This is a genomic window from Kitasatospora cystarginea (assembly GCF_039533515.1).
GTDB classification, from domain to species: Bacteria; Actinomycetota; Actinomycetes; order Streptomycetales; family Streptomycetaceae; genus Kitasatospora; species Kitasatospora cystarginea.
The window spans coordinates 18,029-38,341 of sequence record NZ_BAAATR010000055.1 but is presented as its reverse complement, the minus strand read 5'-3'; the positions used below and the strand labels follow the sequence as shown (position 1 = coordinate 38,341).

General features: G+C 69.8%; 18 protein-coding genes and 2 pseudogenes. 11 read left to right on the top strand and 9 right to left on the bottom strand.

What is annotated here, in order from left to right; translation table 11 throughout:
- Positions 1-346: 346 nt before the first annotated feature.
- A complete protein-coding gene (locus ABD369_RS36310; protein ID WP_344640912.1) occupies positions 347-1,018 on the bottom strand; it encodes a DUF1963 domain-containing protein in 672 nt (223 codons plus the stop codon).
- Between the two features lie 165 nt (positions 1,019-1,183).
- Between ABD369_RS36310 and ABD369_RS36305 the strand changes: the two are divergent.
- The 5 genes and pseudogenes from ABD369_RS36305 to ABD369_RS36285 form a co-directional block, all read left to right on the top strand.
- A pseudogene (locus ABD369_RS36305) lies at positions 1,184-1,540 on the top strand (transposase family protein); the annotation flags it as partial.
- Positions 1,541-1,655: 115 nt separating this feature from the next.
- Positions 1,656-2,219, top strand: coding sequence for an ArsR/SmtB family transcription factor (locus ABD369_RS36300; RefSeq protein WP_344640911.1), 564 nt, complete (start codon positions 1,656-1,658; stop codon positions 2,217-2,219).
- An 80-nt stretch (positions 2,220-2,299) separates the two neighbouring features.
- Positions 2,300-3,682 carry an alpha/beta hydrolase family protein gene (locus ABD369_RS36295; RefSeq protein ID WP_344640910.1) on the top strand — a complete coding sequence of 461 codons (1,383 nt, stop codon included), beginning with the start codon at positions 2,300-2,302 and terminating at the stop codon, positions 3,680-3,682.
- A 490-nt stretch (positions 3,683-4,172) separates the two neighbouring features.
- A complete protein-coding gene (locus tag ABD369_RS36290) occupies positions 4,173-4,781 on the top strand; it encodes a YncE family protein (RefSeq protein WP_344640909.1) in 609 nt (202 codons plus the stop codon).
- A gap of 699 nt (positions 4,782-5,480) precedes the next feature.
- Positions 5,481-5,648 (top strand): annotated as a pseudogene (locus tag ABD369_RS36285) (IS630 family transposase); the annotation flags it as partial.
- Positions 5,649-5,694: 46 nt separating this feature from the next.
- Here ABD369_RS36285 and cpt read toward each other — a convergent pair.
- From cpt to ABD369_RS36265, 4 genes are all read right to left on the bottom strand, one after another.
- A complete protein-coding gene (cpt, locus tag ABD369_RS36280) occupies positions 5,695-6,225 on the bottom strand; it encodes a chloramphenicol phosphotransferase CPT (protein ID WP_425557853.1) in 531 nt (176 codons plus the stop codon).
- 169 nt (positions 6,226-6,394) lie between these two features.
- Complete coding sequence (locus tag ABD369_RS36275; protein WP_344640907.1) at positions 6,395-7,453, bottom strand: hypothetical protein; 1,059 nt, start codon at positions 7,451-7,453, stop codon at positions 6,395-6,397.
- Positions 7,454-7,575: 122 nt separating this feature from the next.
- Positions 7,576-7,929: a hypothetical protein gene (locus tag ABD369_RS36270; RefSeq protein ID WP_344640906.1), complete on the bottom strand. Its 354-nt coding sequence runs from the start codon at positions 7,927-7,929 to the stop codon at positions 7,576-7,578.
- Positions 7,930-8,206: 277 nt separating this feature from the next.
- Positions 8,207-10,063 (bottom strand): AfsR/SARP family transcriptional regulator, encoded by a 1,857-nt coding sequence (locus ABD369_RS36265; RefSeq protein ID WP_344640905.1) that lies wholly within the window; start codon positions 10,061-10,063, stop codon positions 8,207-8,209.
- Positions 10,064-10,519: 456 nt separating this feature from the next.
- On the opposite strand from ABD369_RS36265, the gene ABD369_RS36260 reads away from it, so the two are divergent.
- Complete coding sequence (locus ABD369_RS36260; protein ID WP_344640904.1) at positions 10,520-12,961, top strand: helix-turn-helix domain-containing protein; 2,442 nt, start codon at positions 10,520-10,522, stop codon at positions 12,959-12,961.
- A 315-nt stretch (positions 12,962-13,276) separates the two neighbouring features.
- Here the strand turns inward: ABD369_RS36260 and ABD369_RS36255 are convergent, their stop codons facing one another.
- From ABD369_RS36255 to ABD369_RS36245, 3 genes are all read right to left on the bottom strand, one after another.
- On the bottom strand, positions 13,277-13,777 hold the full coding sequence (locus ABD369_RS36255; protein WP_344640903.1) for a MauE/DoxX family redox-associated membrane protein: 501 nt from the start codon (positions 13,775-13,777) through the stop codon (positions 13,277-13,279).
- Position 13,778: 1 nt separating this feature from the next.
- Positions 13,779-15,584, bottom strand: a complete 1,806-nt coding sequence (locus ABD369_RS36250) for an ABC transporter ATP-binding protein (protein ID WP_344640902.1) — start codon at positions 15,582-15,584, stop codon at positions 13,779-13,781.
- 77 nt (positions 15,585-15,661) lie between these two features.
- Positions 15,662-16,219 (bottom strand): hypothetical protein, encoded by a 558-nt coding sequence (locus ABD369_RS36245; RefSeq protein WP_344640901.1) that lies wholly within the window; start codon positions 16,217-16,219, stop codon positions 15,662-15,664.
- A 377-nt stretch (positions 16,220-16,596) separates the two neighbouring features.
- Between ABD369_RS36245 and ABD369_RS36240 the strand changes: the two genes are divergently transcribed.
- The 5 genes from ABD369_RS36240 (at position 16,597) to ABD369_RS36220 (ending at position 19,806) form a co-directional block, all read left to right on the top strand.
- Positions 16,597-17,079: a S26 family signal peptidase gene (locus ABD369_RS36240; protein WP_344640900.1), complete on the top strand. Its 483-nt coding sequence runs from the start codon at positions 16,597-16,599 to the stop codon at positions 17,077-17,079.
- 2 nt (positions 17,080-17,081) lie between these two features.
- Positions 17,082-17,261: a hypothetical protein gene (locus ABD369_RS36235; protein WP_344640899.1), complete on the top strand. Its 180-nt coding sequence runs from the start codon at positions 17,082-17,084 to the stop codon at positions 17,259-17,261.
- Positions 17,262-17,309: 48 nt separating this feature from the next.
- Complete coding sequence (locus tag ABD369_RS36230) at positions 17,310-17,435, top strand: hypothetical protein (protein ID WP_344640898.1); 126 nt, start codon at positions 17,310-17,312, stop codon at positions 17,433-17,435.
- A 74-nt stretch (positions 17,436-17,509) separates the two neighbouring features.
- Positions 17,510-18,634, top strand: a complete 1,125-nt coding sequence (locus ABD369_RS36225; RefSeq protein WP_344640897.1) for a HesA/MoeB/ThiF family protein — start codon at positions 17,510-17,512, stop codon at positions 18,632-18,634.
- Positions 18,631-19,806 carry a hypothetical protein gene (locus ABD369_RS36220; protein WP_344640896.1) on the top strand — a complete coding sequence of 392 codons (1,176 nt, stop codon included), beginning with the start codon at positions 18,631-18,633 and terminating at the stop codon, positions 19,804-19,806. The genes ABD369_RS36225 and ABD369_RS36220 overlap by 4 nt, the downstream gene beginning before the upstream one ends.
- Here ABD369_RS36220 and ABD369_RS36215 read toward each other — a convergent pair whose 3' ends face one another.
- Entirely contained in the window at positions 19,807-20,250 is a 444-nt protein-coding gene (locus tag ABD369_RS36215; RefSeq protein WP_344640895.1) for a hypothetical protein, read from the bottom strand.
- Between the last annotated feature and the right edge of the window lie 63 nt (positions 20,251-20,313).

The window sequence follows — 20,313 nt, the reverse complement described above, 5'->3', positions numbered from 1 at the left end:
CCACAGCCGTCACCACGCACTCCAGGCGCTGACGCTCAGACCGTGGCCGCGGGGACCGGGAAGTCATCGACACACCCAATCCAACGCCACCGGGGCGGCCTTGGACACCGTTCCCGGGCCCGAACCATTCGATTCAACGACCCGCGAAGTACGGGCCTAGCGAAACGGTCGAACCCGGACGCCCTAAGACACGGGTAGGACAGGCCTGGGACAGCCCTGTCCCAGCCCCGGCGAACCCGGTTGTTCTGTCTCAACGAAGTTTGATCAGTCTCAGCGGAGTTTGACGGGCGGGGGCGTTGTGTCGGCATGAGAACGATGTTGGCCCCATGGCCGGGGCCTTGTCGGCTCAGGAGTCCTGGACCAGCAGCCTGCCCTGGGCGCCGTCCTCGGACACGAAGGCGAACAACCTCGGCGACGCGCCGAGGTTGAGATGGAAGGGCACCCAGTTCGAGTCCAGCTGCAGCAGCAGCCGCCAAGGGCCGCCGTCTGGCCACTCGTCATCCTGGACGAACAGCGGTGTTCCGCCGATCTTGTCGCCGTCGATCCGCTCGATGTAGCGGTCCCGGTCGGCGGAGGACAGGGCTTCGAGTTCCTCATCCGTCATGGAACCGGGCTCGTCGGCGGGGCGGAGGTCGACGGTGAATTCCACCTCCGACCCGTCGCGGCCGTAGAGCCCGGGTCCGCTCTCCAGCGGGCGCACCTGGCCGGCATAGCCCCCGCCTGGCTGCACGATCACCGCGTTCTCGCCACTCTCCGGGTCGATGACGTCGGGATCGAAGAAGTCCTCCCCGTGATCGGCGTGGGTCACGAAGACGTAGGCCATCTTCCCGTGGCTGGCCGCTCCGAGTACCGGGCCCAACTCGATCTGGCCGACGAACCGCATCGGTCGGTCCCATGCCGCGCTGATCGGCCACTGCGGGCCTGTCAGCCACACGGGCTGGCCGCCGAACTTGGTGGTCGGCGTGGAGATCGGCTGGCCGCTCACGGAAAAGCCCTCGATGCGCAGTGTTCTCACCATGCCCGGCATCATGTCAACCGATGGCGACACCTCGGTCCGGTCAAACTCCGCTGAGACAAAGGCGCCGGGGATGCTGACGAAAGCCTTGGAGCACACCGCGCGGGCCCGCGGCCACCTGTACGCGGTGCACCACACATGACCGGCGGCGCCGACCGGATGCCCGCCGCGGCGGTGCGGGTACGCCTGCCTGTCGGCCGTCCCCGCACTCGGCCGGCCGCAGTCGCTGGCGATAAGGCTTGCTCCTCCCGCGCCCACCTGCGCAAACACCGCATCAAGGCGGTCATTCCGGAGAAGAAGGACCAGGCCGCCAAGCGCAGGAAGAAAGGCAGCCGGGGCGGCAGGCCAGTCACTCACGACGCAGATCTCTACCGCGACCGCAACACGGTCGAGCGGGCCATCAACAAGATGAAGGACTGACGGGGCATCGCGACCCGCTACGACAAGACGCCCGAGAGCTACCTCGCCGGACTCCATCTCCGCGCCGCGACCGTCTGGATCAGCAGCCTCCTGAAAGCCCATTAATCATGACTGAAGACAGTCCCTGGTCGGCAATCTGCGGCGAGGTGGTGGCGCGGACCGCATCCGAGAGTTGCAAGGGTTCCTTGCAAATACTCTTTGCAACTCGTAGCCTTCTGGCATGGCCGAACAACCGCCTGCCCAGGAGATCACCGATGTCGAGGCGCTGCGCGCCTTCGCGCACCCGATGCGGCAGAAGATCGAGCGATGCCTGCGCCGGGGACCGGCCAACTCTGCCGCGCTCGCACGCGAGTTGGGCGAGAGCACGGGGCTGGTCAGCTACCACCTGCGGCAGCTGGCCAAGCACGGCCTCGTCGAGGAGGTCCCGGAGCTGGCGAAGGGACGGGAACGGTGGTGGCGGGCAGTGCCAGGGGACCGACGGTTCCCGCCGTACAGCCGGCAGACGCCGCAGATGCGCGAGGCGCTGACCGAGATGCACCGGCTGAACCTCGCCGAACTGATCGACTCCGCCCGGCGGTTCGAGGAGGCGCGCGACACGCTGGGGCCCTGGGCCGACGCGGCGCTCTTCTCGCGCGCCACGCTCCGGGTCGATCCCGGCCAACTCCGCGCGTTCTTCGAGGAGTACATCGCGCTCCTCTACCGGTACTCGGTCCCGCAGGGCGAGGCAGCGCCCGAGGCGCGGACCGTGCTCGTCCGACTGCTCGGAATTCCCGAGATCGACTGACCGCGAGGCCCAACCGACTGCGAAGGGGGACGCACGCTGTGCTGCTCTCGGCTCGTTCCGCATTACTGATACGCGCCGTAATGGCCGTCCTGTCCGGGGCGTTGGTCGGCGCCCTCCTCCTGCTGGCCACGCCGGTGGCGTACGCCGGCGGAGACGGACTGGTCCGCCAGGAAGTCACCTTCCGGGGCGGCAGCGGGCTCGTCCTGCACGGCACCGTCCTCGGCAAGGACGGAGCACCCGGCCCGGGACCTGGCATCGTGCTTGTCGGCGGCTCGGGTGCCGGGCCCCGGGAGGAGTACCGGCAGGAGGCCGAGGCGTTCGCCCGGGCCGGGATCACCACGCTCGTCTACGACAAGCGGACCGTCGGCTACTCCCGGCTCCATCGAAACTTCGGCCTGCTCGCCGACGACGCACTCGCCGGAGTGCGGCTGTTGCAGTCCAGGAACACGGTAAACCCACGCCAGGTCGGACTGTGGGGGTTCAGCGAGGGGGGCTGGGTCGCGCCGCTGGCCGCGTCGCGCTCGACCGACGTAGCGTTCGTCGTCACCATCGGCGGGTCCGGCTACGACCCGCTGCGCACCCAGGCCTGGAACCTCACCACGCATCTGCGCCACCGGGGGGTGGACGGACCGTTCCGTCACACCGTGGCCGGTCCCGCCGCCCAATTCATCGGCTCGACCGGGCTGTTCCCCACGGCGGGCTACGACCCCGTGCCAGTGCTCGAGCGGCTCCACCGAACGCCGGTGCTGGCGCTGTGGGGCGAGCACGACACGCAGGTACCGCCACAGGAGAGCTCGCGGATCTTCCGCGAGACACTGGCCCGGGCAGGCAACCAGCACGCCGTCATCGGCTTCGTCGCCGACGGTGCGCACAACGGGCACCGCACGACGGACGGGTTCGACCGGATCGGCGGCCCTCTCTTCGATGGCAAGAACCTCGGAGAGCTGGCCTCGGGCTATGCGCAGACCATGACCTCATGGGTGCAGGCCGTGGCCGCCGGTCACCCACCGGCGTCAAGTGCCGCCCCCGCACCCGGGCAGACGCTCGCCACGACCCCCGTACCGAGCCATGCCTGGTACGCCTGGCTCACCCCGGCGCTGCTACTCCTCGGCTTCGCCGCCTATCCGGTGAGCGCCGTCCTGCGCCGGGGCCCAGTCCTGCGCCCGGTACGGTGGTTGGCCGGGCTCGGCCTGCTGGCGGTCGTGGCGGCGGTGGCCTGCCCGCTCGCCGTCTTCGTGGCGGGGGACAGCGCGGCGGCACCCGTGGTGTGGGGCCTCCCGGCGATGTGGCTGGCGGTGCAGGGCCTCGCCGTCGCCGTGGTGGTGTCCGCCTGTGTCTCGGCAGCCGCACTCTGGCGCCGACGGCTGACGCCGAGCCGGGCGGCCTGGCTGCGCCTGGCCCCGGTCGGGCTGGCCGCGGTCGGGTTCGTGCCATGGGCGGTGTGGTGGGGTGTTGCTCCGTGACGGCCATCGTCCCCCTACGACTCCAGCAGGTGCCGTCACGTTAACTGGTGGCTTGGGATGGCGACCGCCGAGCAGCTCCACCAGCTGCACGGCGGCGCAGCCGGGATCAAGCAGACCCAGAAGCGCATGGCCCGGCTCCAGGCCGAGGGTCTGGCAGAGTGCGCGACCCTGCCGCAGGCCGATACACCACCGGCGGCCGCACATACTCGCCCGCGGGCCGGATCACTCGGACGAAAAGGTGTCGAACCGCCATATTTCATACCTCGATGCTTACGCTGACGCGCGGTGGCCTGTGCTCTTTGAGGTCCTGTCAGCGCGGTGGCGCAGCCGCGGGCCGGTGAGGCGTCAGAGCACGCGACTGTGGGCCCCGGTGGTGACCGTGGTGGCGGAGCCGGCCGCGGCGGTCGCGTCTGTTCGTCATGGCACGGGCCGTTCCGGCTCGGGGCCTGCGTCGCCACCCTTTTGGGATCTTCGAGCGAAAGGTGCGGCGATGATCAGTCGCGGGAAACGACAGCTGCCCGGCCCCGACCGGCAGGATACGAGCCCGGGCCGGCCCCCGCGGTGGGCGGCGCGCGCACGCGCCCTGGCGGCAGGGCTGGTGCTGCTGGGGGCCGGGGCGCTGCCGGTGACGGCGGCCGCCCCGGCCCGGGCCGCGACGTCCGGGACCTTCGCTTATATCGCCAACGCCGGCTCGAACACCGTGTCGGTGATCAACGCGGCCACCGACACCGTCACCACCACCATCCCCGTCGGCCTTTCGCCGTTCGCGGTGGCGTTCAGCCCGGGCGGTACCCGCGCCTACGTCACCAACACCAACTCGAGCAACGTGTCGGTGATCGACACGGCCACCGACACCGTCACCACCCTCCCCTTCGGCACCAGCCCCCGCGGGGTGGCCACGACCAGGGTCCCGGTCGTGGCCACCGCCACCTGCCCCGCCGGCCACGTCATCACCGGCGGCGGATACCAGCAGAGCGGCGGCGCCGTCCCACCCGTCGAAACCACCAGCCGACCCGTCGGCAACACCTGGCAGATCCTCGCCGACAACCAGAACACCAACTACACCAACGTCACCCCCTACGCCGTCTGCGCCCCATAACCCACCGCGCCGGTAGGCGATCCGGCCCGGCCGGGACGGCTGTCCGCCGTCCTGCTCATGGTCGTCGTTGTCGTCGGGCTGGGCCGGGCTCTGGTGGGCGCTCACGGGCGTCTCCCGAGGGTCGTGGTCGGGCTGCTGCCTCTGAGGGATATCCGGCGCTCCTGACAGCGGCCAAGCCCGTTCCGGGCCCGCGCGCCGCACCCCTCTCCCACCACCCACCAGCCCGCTCCCAGCGGGCGTGGCATCCGCCGGCCCCGCCGCGAGGGCCAGGAGCAGTGAGCCGTTCCCGCAGCGTGCGGTGTTCGCGGGTCACCTGCTGGACGCGGTGCTTGAGGGTGCTGTTCTCGGTAATGAGGACCTGGACGGATTCGCCGGGGACCATCTGGTCGAAGTCGCGGATCTGGCCCATGAGTTCGCCGATTCGCTGCCGCTGGGTCAGGATCTCCCTCTGGGTGCGGGTGAGCTCTGCTCGGCGTTCAGGGCTCGCTCGCGCCAGGTCGCCTCGATCTGGTCGTGTCGCTGTTGACCGTGTTGGTCGTGGCGGCTGCGGCTGTCGGCGACGGCGTTGTTCACCAGGGCGCGGGCGTCGGGGTTCTCGTAGAGGAATGTGGCGGATACGCCAACGCGCTGGGCGATGCCGCGGACGGTCAGCCGACCACATTCCCGGCGCAGTTGGCTGACCGCGGTGGCGACCTGGTCCACCCGAACCACACGGTCCAGACCCGCGCCCTGCATGTCTACCTGCGCTGGCGCAACGCCAACGCCCGCCACCCCGACGTCCTCGCCGCCCAACGCAAGGAACGCGCCCGCATCCGCAGCGAGAAAGGCATCCGCTGGGGCGGACGCCCACTCACCACTGCAGCCTGACTCGTCCCGGCGCTGCCGTCCCAGCGGCAGATAGCCAGGCGGTCGATCACTTGAGATGTGCGGAAATGGCCCGCGCGCACTCCATCGACTCGGCATGCGCGGTGTCCACCTCCAGGTCATAGACCACGCCCTGGTGGACCACGTCCGCCTGGGAGGCGGCCATCCCGATGATCCGATCGCCTCGTGCGATCTCACGGCCTGCAGCGACCGCACCGTCACACCTGACGCCGACCCACAGCACCCGCAGTTCGCCCAAAACCTTCTGCCATCGCTGCTGTGAGTCCGCTCCGCCGAGGAAGACCTCATCGACGATGATCCGGGCGCCCGCGCGAGCCATCGCGGCGATTCCCTCGATCCATGCCGCTTCCAGCGTTCGGAACTCCGGTCCGACGATCACCTCTCCGTCCGGAGCGAACTCGATCCCGCCGTCTGACGCCTGCATGGACGCCGGCATCGCCTCAACCAGCGTGTCAGTCCCAATGGCCAGCCACGGATCCGGCAGGACTGCCTGCAGACACCGAACGATCCCGGACTTCCCCGAGCTGGAACCACCGTTGAGAACGATCACCTGAGTCATCACCGCGCCACAGTAGAGGCACCAGGGCAACGCTCGAAACGGAATTCCGCGGACTCCGTGCCGCCTGTCACAACCCGGTGAACGTTGCTGGTCACAGCACTAGGGCGTTCTCGTCGACCTCGGTCGGGGCAGGCTCGATGCAGCCCGGCACCCAGCGGGCCATGGGCCGTCAGCGCCTACGACGCAGGGGTGTCACGAATGCTCGTGCGATAGGTGGGATCGCGCCGGTCCACGGGCCACCGCGCGTCGATGGTCTCTGCCATGGCGGTGCAGTCCGGACAGTCGTCCCGGAGCCAGCCCCACATGCCGTACGGGGAGCCGGACATGTCCGGCTTCTCGATGCCGCACAGCGTCCGCCGCTGGTGTGGCGGGAGGCATCCCAGAGCAACTCGGATGAAGCGGTCTCCCACCGCAGGTCCGGCGGCATGTAGGCCGACCGTGACATCTCGAACTGCGGTAGGTCGAAGCTTGTGACTGCGTAGCACCACGGACACGACCAGTGTTCGGCGGCTTCGTTCGGACGATGGGTCCACCGGACCATCTCGTGGTCGCAAACGTCGCACGGCATGCCCGGATCCTGCCGTGGCTCGTCATCACGCGATCCCGGTTCACGGTCGGGACGCGGCTGCGCAGCGTCGGCGACCCCCAGGCGGACCTCCGCCGTGGCGAATCGCACGGCCGGGCGGTTGGCGTGGGTGTACTCGTCCGCGACGTTGAAGACGCTGGCGCACACCGGGCATTCCGCCTCGCCGAAGAGGTGGGCGATCCCGTCGGCGAGCACCGCCTGCCCGTCGCGGACCGCGGTCTGGTGCATCCACCGGCCGGTCCCGGTGAGTTCCTCGGCAACTGCCGGTCGCAGTTCCCGTCGCAGCTCCTCGTTCCCGTCCCACACCTGCGAGTAGCACCCGAATCCGCCGACGGCGATCTTCATCCCCGCACCGCAGTGCGGGCATTCCAGCTCGTAGATGTCGTCCGTGAAGCCGTCCAGGGCGTTCGCCCAGTGGTACTCCTGGGCGACGGCGAGCAGAGCGCGGAAGGAGACGAGGTAGTCGGCCGGCCGCGACCGCAGGTACCGGTCCAGCGCCTCGCCGAACTCCGCGATCGTACCGGCGCAGTCCGCCAGCAGATCGTCGCAGCCGTGGTGCCCTGCCGCGCGCTCGAGGATCCGTCCCGCCAGGCCGCGCGCCTGCGCGCTGCGCGGCGCGAGACTCGTGGCCGGTGCTGGCACGGGTGGAAGCCGTCCATCTGCTCTGGCACCGTCGGCTTGGTCTGAACCTGGGCGAGCCGCGAGGTGAAGCCGGGGGTCTGGATTCTCCACCAGCAAAAGCCGGCGGGCGAAGTGACCAAGGCTCAGCTCGACCAGCTCGCATCCCGAGCACCGCCGCGGCCGCGTCCAGCCCGGCCGCGCCCTCCAACCGCCACGTCTTGTGCCTCGCCGCGGTTGCCGTCCGAGGCGACCAGGCCGTGGGGAGCGAGGTCGCCGAGCGCCTGCCGGATCACCTTGTTCGACGCCGCCCCAGGGCGCAGCAGGCGCTGGAGCTGATCGGCGGTCGCGACCTTGAGGACGCCGAGCGCGGCGGTCGAGCCGTTGGGGTTCTCGGCGCCGCGCCGGTACGCGGTCCGGCCCAGCCGGGACAGCCTCCCGCCGTCCCGGTCGTGGCCGTCGTTGTCGTCGGGCGGGGCTGGGCTGTGACGGGTGCTCACGGACGTCTCCGGTGGTCGTGGTCTGCTGCTGCCCCTCCGGGATATCCGGCGCTCCTGACAGCGGCCAAGCCTGTTCCCGGCCTGCGCGCCGCACCCTCTCCAACGCTGCTGGGACTGTCCCTCGCGCGCGGGAAGGCCGCGGCCGCGCGGCGGACACGGCGGCCCTACCGGGCCAGGTGCTGCCCGAGCGCCAGACGCAGCGGGGCGAGCGCGTCACCAACGGTCGCGCAGCACAGGGGTTCGCCGCTGGCGGCGTTGGTGACGATGCTGCTGTCGATCAGGGCCGACCGGCGTAGAGACGGACCAGCGGGTGCATGGTGTACTGGTCCCGCTTAACCTGCTCCACGAGGTGAAGTGACTCGAGGATGCGGAGTGACTGGCGAACCTGCTCAGAGGCCGAACCGCGCAGCGCCCGTCCGTCCCCAGCGAGGGCTTCGGCGGCCGCGAGGCTGATCCACGGGCCGGGATGTGAGCCGAGAAGGCGGAAGAGCCTTGCCTGCTCGGCGGTCAATCGTCGGCAGGTCTGCTCCAGTGCTCCTGCCACGCTGTGCTGGTTGCCGGGTAGTGACAGGCCGACCAGCCGGTCCTCCGTCTGCGCCAGCTCGGCCACCAGCTCCGCCACAGAGGTAGCCGGTTCCACCGCCAGCCGTACGGCCGAGATGCGCAACGCCAGGGGCAAACCGCCACACAACTGAGCAAGCTCGCAGGCCGATTCTGGGGCAGCTGCAAGCCGTTCTGGACCTGTGATCTGGTTCAGTGCTTCGATGGATTCGTCGGGTGTGAACATCGGCAGCGGCAGTGGCATCGCTCCGGTCTCGGCGATTAGTCCGTCCAGTCTGTCTCGGCTCGTGACCAGGGTGAGGCCAGTTGCGGAACCCGGAAGTAGCGGCCGCACCTGCTCGAAGTCGCTGGCATTGTCCAGCACGACCAGGATCTTCCGGCCGGCGACGGACGAGCGGAAGAGGGCTTGGCAGTGTGTCAGGTCGAGCGGGATCCGGTGGTCCGGGATGCCGAGCGCGGTCAAGAAGTGCTGCAGGATCCGTGCCGGACACTCTGTGTCTTGGGTGTCGAATCCGTGCAGGTCCGCGTAGAGCTGACCGTCGGGGAAGGAGCCCCCCTGCCGATTGGCCCACTCCAGGACCAGGGCGGTCTTGCCCACCCCGGCCGGGCCGGTGACAACCGCCAGCCGTGCGGTCTGGGCGTGCCCATCGAGTAAGCGGTCCAGCGTGGCGAGTTCGCCCGCTCGGCCGATGAAGCCGGCGATCCGGTCGGGGCACTGCGCGGGCCGCGGATGCGTGAAGTCGCTGTCACCCGCCGCATGCTGCGACTCAAGCCGGGCGCTGGTCGGCGCGGCGGCAGCGGGGCCGGAAGCCGCTGGCTGCTGCGGCGGAGGGTCGAGCACCGGGTCCTGGCGCAGCAGGGCCGCCTCGAGGTCCGCCAATGGCGGTCCGGGCTCCAAGCCGTACTCGCTCACCAGTGTCGAGCGCAGGCGGCGCAGGACTGCCAGGGCGTCCGCCTGCCGGCCGCCGCGGTAGAGCGCAACGGCCAATCGCTGTGCTACCGCCTCCCGGGCCGGGTAGTCGTTCAGCAGTGCGGTCAGCCGTGGGATCAGCTCTACATGTCGGCCGGCTGCCAGATCGAGGTCCGCGAGCAGTTCGTGGGCGACGAAGCGCTGCTCTTCCAGACAGTTGCGGGCCGCCACCGCGAACGGGGCGTCCACTCCGGCCAGGGCATCACCGCGCCACAAGGCCAGGGCCTCCCGCAGCAGCGGTGCCGCGAGTTCCGGTTGGCGCCCTGTTACAAGCCGCTGTGCAGCGGAGAGCCGGGCTTGGAAGATCGAGACGTCCACCTCCTCCAGGGCGGTCTGCAGTCGGTAGCCGGACATCTCCGACGAGAGGCGCCCGGCGACGGGTAGCAGCGCGGCACGCAGCGCCGATATGGCGGTGTGGACCTGTGCTCGTGCAGTACGGGGAGGTTCGTTGGCCCAGAGGGCGTCGATCAGTTGTTTGGTACTGACCCGGCGGTTGGCGTGCAGGAGCAGGTAGGCGAGCACGGCCCGCTGCCGTGGGCGGACCGGAGTCATCTGGCAGCCGGTGGCGAAGGCTTCGAGCGTGCCGAGGATCCTGAATTCCACGGGAGGTTTCCCAGCAGCCGGTCGGTCTGACGTCGGGGCTTCTCGTGTGTCTTCCTGCATGACAAGTCGCCGGGTGGGTGAGCCGTTGGCAGGCAGGGCATCCGACGCTCGGCCCCTGCCGGGGCTCGGGTGCGGCCGCTGTGCGCCGGGGGCCGCGGTCATCTCAGCAAGCGTGTTCGGTGCGGACATGCGTGTCGACTTCCTCAGGTCAGAGCGGGATCGCTGCGGACATTCGGCGTTCGGCCTCCGTGGGCCGGCTGCTCGCCTCGTCAGCGTGGTGTTGCCTGCCGACGGTTGCGGCCAGCTGGTGATCACGTTCATGTTTTGGCTGGCCAACGCGCCACGTCAGGGACCCGCCAGTTCTGACGGGTGGTTCGAATCGGTGACCGGGGCCGCAGTAGAGTGATTTGATTCGCCCGTAGACGGAGGATCCTTGATGGGAGCGAGTGCGTCGCAGTGAGCAGCCAGTTCGGACCCCTGCTTCGCGGGTTGCGGCTACAGGCGGGGCTGACGCAGGAGCAGTTGGCCGAGCGGGCCGGGCTGGGGGTACGGACCGTTCAGCGGCTGGAGACGGGTAAGCCCAGGGATGCCCGACTGGGAACGGTGAGGCTGGTCGCCCACGGCCTGGCCGATGCCATGGGGCGTGATCGCGACGACGTTTGGCAGGAGTTGCTGGCCGCCTACCACGACAAGGCTGTGGCTGTTGAGGTCTCCAGTTCTGTCTCCCACGAGGATGCGCCGAAGACGCGTGGCCCCATGACCGAACGAATACCCATGCCGGTCGGGACCGGCGGGCGGTCGATCGGGGGCATGCTCGCCGAGGTTGCCGACGTGCTGGCACATGACGTCCGCAGGCGCTGGATCCGTGAGGAGGAGCAGCGCCGGATCCACGATCCGTTCCCGCTGCCCGTACGGTGGCGGTCAGCGGCTGCTGAACTGTTGGATCACTGGGACAACATCAGCGGTGCTCCTCCAGGGGCAGTGACCGTACCGCTGTCGCTGGACGGCGGCCTGGCCGACATCGCGGACGTCTATCGGCGCGTCCCGTCCGGGCGGTTGGTCGTGCTCGGTGGCGCCGGTTCCGGCAAGAGCGTTCTGATGATGCGATTTGTCCTGGACTTCCTGGGCCGGCGTTGCGGCGCTGATCCCGTGCCGGTCGTCTTCAGCATCGGATCGTGGGACCCGACCACCACCGCGCTGCGCGAGTGGCTCGTCGAGCGGCTGCTGCGCGACCACCCGAACCTCACCGCCCGCGCTCCCGGCCGCCGCTCCACCATGGCGGCCGCTCTGGTCGACGCCGGCTGGATCCTGCCGGTGCTCGACGGCTTCGACGAGATCGCCGCAGGGCTCCACCGGGCCGCCATGCACGAGCTCAACACCGTCTCACTGCCCCTGCTGCTGACCAGCCGCACCGAGCAGTTCGCCGACGCCGCCAAGGCCGACCTGCTACGCAAGGCCGCCGGCATCGAGTTGACCGACCTGACCACCGCCGATCTGGTCCACTACCTCCCACGCGCGGCCCGCCCGACCGGACAGGGCACGCGGCCGGAACGAACCTCGACCGTATGGGATCCGGTCCTGGACGAGCTGTGCGACCGGCCGGACAGCCCCTCCAGCGTCCAACTTGCCGCGGTGCTGCGCACCCCGCTGATGGTGATGCTCGCCCGGACGCTCTACAGCGACACCCCGGGGCAGGACCCAGCCGTCCTCCTGGACACCGTCCGTTTCCCCGCACCGCACTCCCTCGAAGAGCACCTGCTGGCCGGCTTCGTACCGACCGTCTACCGCCAGCGCCCGCCGGTCCGGTCCGACGCCGCTTCCGCCCACCCACACCGGACATGGGATTCCCACCACGCCCAGCAGTACCTGGGGCACCTGGCCCGACACCTCACCCAGCCCGATCAGCGCGACCACCAGGACCTGGCGTGGTGGCAGCTGTCCGGCCTCCTGAGCCTGCGCTCGCGCATCCTCGCCATCGTCCTCGCCTGCACGGTGGTCTCACTCCTCTCCGTGGGGCCCGTCTTCGAGCTCAGCCCCTACAAGCAAGGCAGCTTGTACGAAAGCCTTCTGTGCGGACTCACAGTCGGCCCGATCGTAGGCCTGACCTTCGGGCTGGCCTACGGGATCGCCGTCACCGTCGGCAACATAGCGTTCGAACCGTCCCGCGTGCGGCTGCAACTGCCACGTCGTGGCCGATGGAAGGGTGGCGTGCCCGCACGAAGAGTCCGCACCGCGTCCTGCGCCGGCCTGCTGGTCGGCGCCATCGTGGGGTTGGCGTACGGTCCCGCCGTCAGGCTGCTGGGACTGGTGGTCGCAAAGGACCCTCGGGCACCGATCGGCGTGACCGAGGCCATGCTGATCTACTCGCTTCACGACGGGTTCGTCTTCGCCATGGCGACCGGCCTGGCTCTCGGTCTCATGGCCGCCTTGGAGACACCTGTCGATCCTGGTGCCGCCGCCGCTCCAATGGAGCTGTTGGCCATCAATCGCACCACCATCATCCGCCAGGCCCTGCTCGTCGCGCCGGTGGTCGCCATCGCCATCGCCGTCATCCAGCGAGTGCTGGGGTCCGTCCTCCCGGGCTGGCTCCTCGAGTCACCCTCGCTCTGGCAAGGACTCTTCCTCGGGACCGACTGCGCTCTCATCGCCACTCTCTCCTACATCCTGGCGTTCACCTCCTGGGGCCAGTGGCTGCTCTTCACCCGCATCTGGCTCCCCCTGACCGGACGACTCCCCTGGGCGACCATGGCCTTCCTCGACGACGCCTACCACCGAGGAGTACTGCGCCAGGTCGGAGCCGTCTACCAGTTCCGCCACGCCCGGCTCCAACACCACCTCAGTCACGCTCCTCATGGAATGGAGCAGAGCACGATGGCAGCCACGCCGCGGCAGAGATAATCACCGGACCCCCAGCCGGGGCGCGATGATCTGCCACTGGGCCACCGTCGAATCCCCCAGGAAGGCGGAACTCGTCCGGATTGGCCGCATATGGCAGGGGGCCTGTGGGGCGCGACGTGCTGGCAGCGCCCGGCGTCGCTGCGGCACGTGCGGGTCTATGCGGAAATTCAGCACCGGATCGGTCGGATGGGGTCAAAGTGGCCCTATCAGGTCGTTTAGCCGAGGAATCCGCGTGATGGACGTGGTGGTAGTTGCCACAGTGCGGGCACATCCCGTCCTGCTCGCCGGCCGCCCCCTCTGCGCGGTGTGGTGCGCTCACGATCGCAGGTAGGCCACCTCGTCCCAGCCGATGACGACCGCCCCGAGCGCGGCCCCGACCCCCACGGCCGCCACCCACACCGGCAGGGCCGGCGCGCCGCCGGGGACCAGCCCGGCCACCAGAGCCAGCCCCATCAGCAGGGAATTCCTGGTGACGAAGGCGGCCGTGCCGCCCGCCGCCGGCGTGTCCGCCGTCCCGAAGCACTGGCACGCCGCGGCTCGGCCGGCCTGCACGGTGGCCACCGTGAACACCGCGAGCAGGCCGAACGCCAGGACGGCTCCGACCTGTCGATCGCCCAGCAGCAGCGGCACCGCCCCGACCTCCGCAGCCAGCACCGCCAGCGCGACCGTCAGGCGCAGCCGGGCGGGGATCCAGCCGAAGTCGGCCAGTCCGGCGGCGAACTGCCGCAGGGCACGGCGGCTTCGGCACTTGCCGAACACCGCGGCACCGAAGACCACGATCAGGGTGATCCGGGCGGACAGCTCCAGCACTTCCATGTCAGCCTCCGATCCTCTCGCCGCCGCGGGCGGCCGCGTACTGGTAGCCCTCGGCCTGGGCCTCGAACAGTTCGGCGTACAGGCCACCCCGGCTGAGGAGCAGCTCGTGCGCGCCCTGCTCGACGATCCGGCCCTCGGCCAGCACCACGATGAGGTCGGCTCCGCGCAGGGCCGAGAGCCGGTGCGACACCAGCAGGCTGGTGCGCCCCGAGCGGTGCCGGTCCAGGGTCCGGTGGACCCGGCGTTCGGCGAGCGGGTCCAGGCCGGAGTTCGGTTCGTCGAGGATGAGCAAGTCGGCGCTGGTTCGCAGCAGGGAGCGGGCGAGTGCGACCCGCTGCCACTGGCCGCCGGACAGGAGCGCTCCCTTGTCCTTCTTCGAGTCAAGGAAGACCCGGCTGAGCAGGGTGTCGTAGCCGCGTGGGAGCGCGGTCAGGGTCGCGTCGATGTCGGCGCGTGCTGCCGCGTCGCGGATCCGGTCGAGGTCGGTCAGGAGTTCCGGTGAGCCGACGCCGATGTTGTCGCGGGCGCTCATGTCGTAGGTCATGAAGTCCTGGAAGGTCACGCCGATGCGCCGGCGCAGTTCCGCGACCGAGAGCGTTCGGATGTCCGTGCCGTCCCACAGGATGCGGCCGCGCTCGGGGTCGTAGAACCGGCACAGGAGTTTGACCAGGGTGCTCTTGCCGGCGCCGTTGACCCCCACCAGTCCGATGGCCTGACCGCGCGGCAGTACCAGGTCCACGCCCTGCAACACCCAGGGGGAGTCCGGCCCGTAGCGGAACCAGACGTCCTCGAAGGTGATGCCGGATCGAAGCGGTGCGGGCGCCGTCGGACCGTCCGGCAGATCCTGCGGCATCCGCATGAGGGCGAGGTAGTGTCCGAAGTGCTGCAGGACCTCGTCGGTGCGACCGAGTTGGATCAAGACGCCCGACAGCGCTCCCTGCACCGAGGCGACTGCGGTCGTGAACAGGGTCATCGCGCCGATGGTGATCCGGCCCTGGCGCACCTGATGGGCGATCGCCACCCCGGCGGCCGCTGCCACGGCTGCGGCCAGCAGGGCGAGAAGGACCTGCACGAGGGTGTTGCGGCGGGCGACCGCGACGCTGGCGTCGCTGGTCTCCCGCAGGCTCTCCACTGCCCTGCCGTGCAGCATCGGCCCAGCGCCGAACAGCCGAATCTCCATCGCCGCCCTGCGATCGGTCAGCAGTTGCCGGTAGAAGAACTGGCGGCGCACCGTGGAGATCATCCGCTTGGTGCTGGCGGCGGCGTGCTGGGCCACCTTGAGCTGGCCGACGGCCGCCACCACGATCGTGCCGAGCAGCAGCAGCGCCATCGGCGGCCAGAAAACCAGGACCGTCCCGAGGAAGCCGGCGATGGTCACTGCGCTGCGTACGGTGGCGACCGCGAACTCGAGCACCTGGCGCGGGGCGTCCTGCGCCGACTGCTCGGCCAGCCTGATGGTGTCCTGGGTCTGCGGGTCCTCGAAGGGCCGCAGGCCACGGAAGTCGTTGATCCGGCGGTAGAGCCGGTCCTGCGCGGTCAGGTTGACAGCCCGTCCCATGACCGTGCCGGCAAAGCCCGCCACGGAGGACAGCGCCGTACCGAGTCCGCCCAGTAGGGCGACGGCCGCCGCCAGGACTGCGATCCGGCCGCCGCTGACAGCGGCACGGCCCACCAGGTCGTCCACGAGCAGCTTGCCGAGGTAGGAGGTCACGGCTGGCAGCACGCCGGATACCAGGGCCAGCAGCAACTGGCCCACCACACCGAGCGGTGAGGCCTGCCAGCCCAGCCGCAGCGCCCCGGCCGTCACCCGCAGCCGACCCGGGGCGGGTCTAGCAGTACCGCTACCGGGAGACCTGACGCCCCGTCGCAGTCGATCCCTGACGGTCACGCCTGCGCCTCGGTCCGAACCGACCCCGCGGAAGGCACCGCCACCACACTGTCCAGCGTCCGGCCAGCCTGGGAGATGACACCGTCACGCACCCGCAGCAGTATCGGGTAGGTCCCGATGCCGCCGAAGGCGTCGGTGAGTTCCGGCTCGGCGCCGATCAGGGCAACGCGTCCGACGCGGCCCAGCTTGGCCGCGATCTCCTGCGCCTCCGCGGAGGCCGCGTCACCGGAGACGAAGAACAGCGGGTCCAGCAGACTGAGGTCGGCGCCCGAGGTCAGTGCGTCGGTCAGCTTGGCGCACGGCGCACACCCCACCAGGAAGAAGCCGACCAGCGAGTCACCGGCGGCGACGTCGGATCGGTCGATGTGTTGCCCTGCCACCGTCTCGGCGCTGAACTCGCCGACCCTGGTCCCCACGGCCGGCAGCTTGTCATCGCTGCCCGCGGGCCGGGACTCGATCTCGCGCAGCCGGCGGATGACCGCGCAGGTGAGCATGAGGTTGACGGTGGTGGCGATCCCGAGGACGGCCGTGAGCACGCACAGGGTCACTGACATTTCTCTCCTTGAGCCGTACGGACTCGCGCCGATCCGCGTACCCCACGAAAACAGCAAGGCCCGTCTTATCAATCGCAATCATGCCGCCGTCCGCTCTTGCGGGACTTCTCGTGCACTATTCGCCGCTATTTGTCTTCTATTCGTTCTCCAAGCAGGCCGGCAACCGTCAAGGAAAGCCGATTGTGATGCGCGTCACATCACGCCGGAAGCACTTGCCGAGCGATTCTCCGGAGGGAGTACGGTTTCTCTCGCCGATCGGCCGAACGGAAAGTCGTTCGTGGCGGCATCGCCGACCTCTGCCGACATTCGGCCCATGGGCCGGAAAAGTCTGTCCGAAGCTACGTTCAGGCAGGGCTGGTGTGATAATTCTCGTTTCGGTGTTGCTTTTCGTGGCCCTGGCTCTCGGCGTGCGACGCTCCATTTTCATGGTTCGGGTCGAGGGTCACAGCATGGCTCCGCAATATTTTCCCGGCGATCGCGTCCTGGCCGCGCGGGGCTGGTTCGTCGGCCGCCCCCGCACGGGTGACGTGGTCGTGGTCAGGCGACCGTCCGGAATGGCCGACCCCGGACACGGCAACGCAAAACTCCTGATCAAGAACGTGGCCGCCGCCCCCGGAGACCCGGAGCCGGAGATCTTCACCGCAGCCACCGGCAACCCAGTGGGAACCCCCACGCCCGACGGCTGCTACCTCGTCCTCGGCCGCCACGTGGCCAGCGAGGACTCCAAACGCTGGGGCTACGTGAAGCGCCGCGACATCGTCGGCAGGGTGCTGCAACGGCACCCGCGCCGGAATGCGCCCGGCCCCGGCGACCCCTCAGTCTTCCGGGAACAACCCCGGACTCTCCAATGGAAGGAATGACCGTGCTCGCTTTCACGCGCACCATGGGCAACCGGTTGCTCAACGCCCTGGTTCCGCAGCAGACCGCCTCGGCCGGCTGCGGCCCCGACTACACGTGGTGCAACAAGTACCTGGACGACACCAACATCTGCCTGCAGACCTGCTACTACAACGGACACTGCCAGGCTTTCTGCTCCCCCTGACCGCGGACGAGCGGGAAGCGACGTCGAAACAGAGGGGAGGTGACTGACATGACCGACGACAACGAGCAGAAGACCGGCGCCGAGGAGACCACCGAGACGCAGCCGGCCGCGCTCATCGAGATCCGGATGCTCGACCGGATCGAGACCATCAAGTCGAAGGCAGCCACTGGCTGACCGACCGACCAGAGATGAACCGCGGGCGGACGGCCCTGGGCCGTCCGCCCGCACACCACCGAGGAGGGCGAGCCGTGCAGTTCCCGCGAGTGAAGAGCGAACACCTGCCGTTCCGGACGCCGCACGGAACGGTCCGGATCGGTGGCGAAATCTACGGGCTGGCGGCCGAGATCCGTGACCCGCACGACTGGGTGGCCACCGCGCTCGACCTCATGGACGGCCGACGCACACCGCCCGATATCACCCGATGCCTGCTGGAGCACTTCGCCGGGCTCTCGGCGACCCAGGCTGACGGCCTGCTCACCGCACTCCTCGCCACCGGCTACATCGAGGATGCCGTGAACGACGAACCGGCCACGCCGAGCGGCTCCGAGGCGGACCGGTACAGCAGGAACCTGGCCTACTTCCGCCGAGTCGACCTGCGCCCGGGCCACACCCCCCGACAGGCCCAGAACGCCCTGGCCCGCTCCCGCGTGCTCGTCCTCGGCCTGGGCGGCACCGGCAGCCACGCGGCCTGGGCACTGGCCGCCGCCGGCATCGGCGCCATCCACTGCGTCGACCACGACCGGGTCGAAGCCAGCAACCTGACCCGCCAGGTGCTCTACACGGAGGCGGACATCGGGCGCCCGAAGGCCCAGGCAGCCGCCGAGCGACTGCGCAGCGTCAACTCCCAAGCCCGAATAACGTTCGAGCACCGAGCGGTGACCGACGAACGGCAACTCGACGAACTGCTCGCGGGCTTCGACATCCTGGCGCTGTGCGCCGACGAACCCGACTCGGAATCCCTACGCGGGTGGGTGTCCAAGGCCGCCGTCCGGGCCGGCGTGCCATGGGTCGGCGGCGGCTACAACGGCCCGTTGGTCACCGTCGGCGTCTTCACGCCCGAGGGCCCCTGCTTCCCGTGCCTGGCAGCCGGCGAGGAAGCGCTGCTCCCAGCAGGCCCCCCGCCACGCCTCGGTGGCCAGGGAGTCATCGCCCCATCCGCCGGGATCTCCGGCCAGTTGGTCGCCAACGAGGTCATCGCCCTGCTCACCGGCATCTCAAGGACCCGGCCGGGGTTCATCCGCGGGATCAACCTGATCGCGCCCGACGACCTGGTCTACGTCCGCCACCCCGCCCTGCCGGACTGTCCCACATGCAACCGGCCACCCGTCCTCCCAGCGGGCCCTCTCACCACGCCCGGCTCCGAACGGCCGTGACCGACGACCCCGCACAGGATCGGATCCTCCTCCATCCACTGGGCTTTCGCCGCGACGGCACCGAGTGGATCGTCGGCCGGCCCGACACCGGAACCTTCGTGACCATGCCGACCGCCGGCGTTCGAGTCATCCACCTGCTGGGCGCCGCGGTCCCGCCGGCCGAGGTCCGCCAGCGCATCCACCAGGAGACCGGAACCCTGGTCGAGATCGACGCATTCATCGACTCGCTCTGCCGCCTGGGCTTCGTCCGATCGCTGAACGGACAGCCCGTCGCCTCCGCCCCACCGGCCCGATCCAGCCTGCCGCGGGTGAAACCCGACCAGGTGCGCTGGACCCTCAACCCGGTACTGCACGCACTTCTCGCCGCACTCGCGCTGACCGGCCTCGCGGTCCCGCTGATCCAACCACAACTGCGCCTGCACTGGACCGACCTGCTGTGGAGCAACCACGGCACGGCAGTGCTGCTCGGCGAAGCGGCACTGACCTGGCTACTGCTGATGCTGCACGAGCTCGCCCACCTCTTCACCGCACGCGCGGCCGGCGTCCCCGGCACAATCCGGCTCGGCACCCGCCTGCAATTCCTCGTCGTACAAACCGACGTTTCCGGAATCTGGCTCAGCCCGCGTCGGACCAGGATCACCGTCTACCTCGCCGGCCTCCTGCTCGACCTCTCGGTCGTCGGCTGCACCCTGCTCACGCAACTGCTCACCGGACCGAACCGAGCGCTGGCCGCGGTCGCGGCCACCCAACTCGGCGCAATCCTAACCGAGTTCATGGTCTTCACCAGGACGGACCTCTACTTCGTTCTGCAGGACCTGCTCGGGTGCCGCAACCTGTACCACGACGCGGCCGCCTTCGTGAGGTTCACGCTGGCCCGCGCCAGTGGCCGCCCGGCCACCGACCCACTCATCGGGCTGAGCCGCCCCGAAGGCAACCGGGTCCGCGCCTACGCGGTGGTCATGCTCCTTGGCAGCGCCGCCTGCCTCACCATGGCCGCCGAAGCCTGGCACCACGTCGTGTGGGCCATGCTGACCCGTGCGGGCGGGGAACTGTTCCACGCGACCAGCTGGCTGTCGGCCCTCGACGCGCTGACCACCATCCTGCTCCTGCTCGGCCCCCAGGCGCTGTGGGCTACCGTCTGGTGGCGGCAACGCCGCAGCCGCCACCGGTAGTCACCAGTAGCCCTCCACAGGGCGCGCGCCCCACAGCGCTCCACGACCCCAAGCGCCCGCCCGGAACCCTCGCCTGAACGGGCACGGGACCCGCCACGGCCCCCAGTAGGGCGTGATCGCCGCCGACTGGTACTCCGCTGTCAGGTCGCCGAGCAGCACACTCGATCTGCAGTCCCCGGACGCCAGGTCCCTGGCGAACGGCGTCAGTCGGCGGAGGCGACCCAGCCCTCGCAGGTAGTCGCGGCCGTCCCGGTCCATCCCATCCGCCGTGGCCTCGGCCGTGTCCCGGCCGTCCGGTCGCACGGTCAGGAACTCCGGACGGTCGGTCGCCGCAAACAGGTCGAACAGCATCGCCGAGCGCGGCTTCCAGCGGCGCCCGAGCTGCTCGCGCCACTGCCCGAGCCTGCTCTCCGACCGGCGGGTCGCCAGCAGGTGGAGGCTCAACGACAGCGTAGCTACGTATTCGCGGTCGGTTCCCAGGGGAACTGCAAGGTGCTGGTGAAGGAA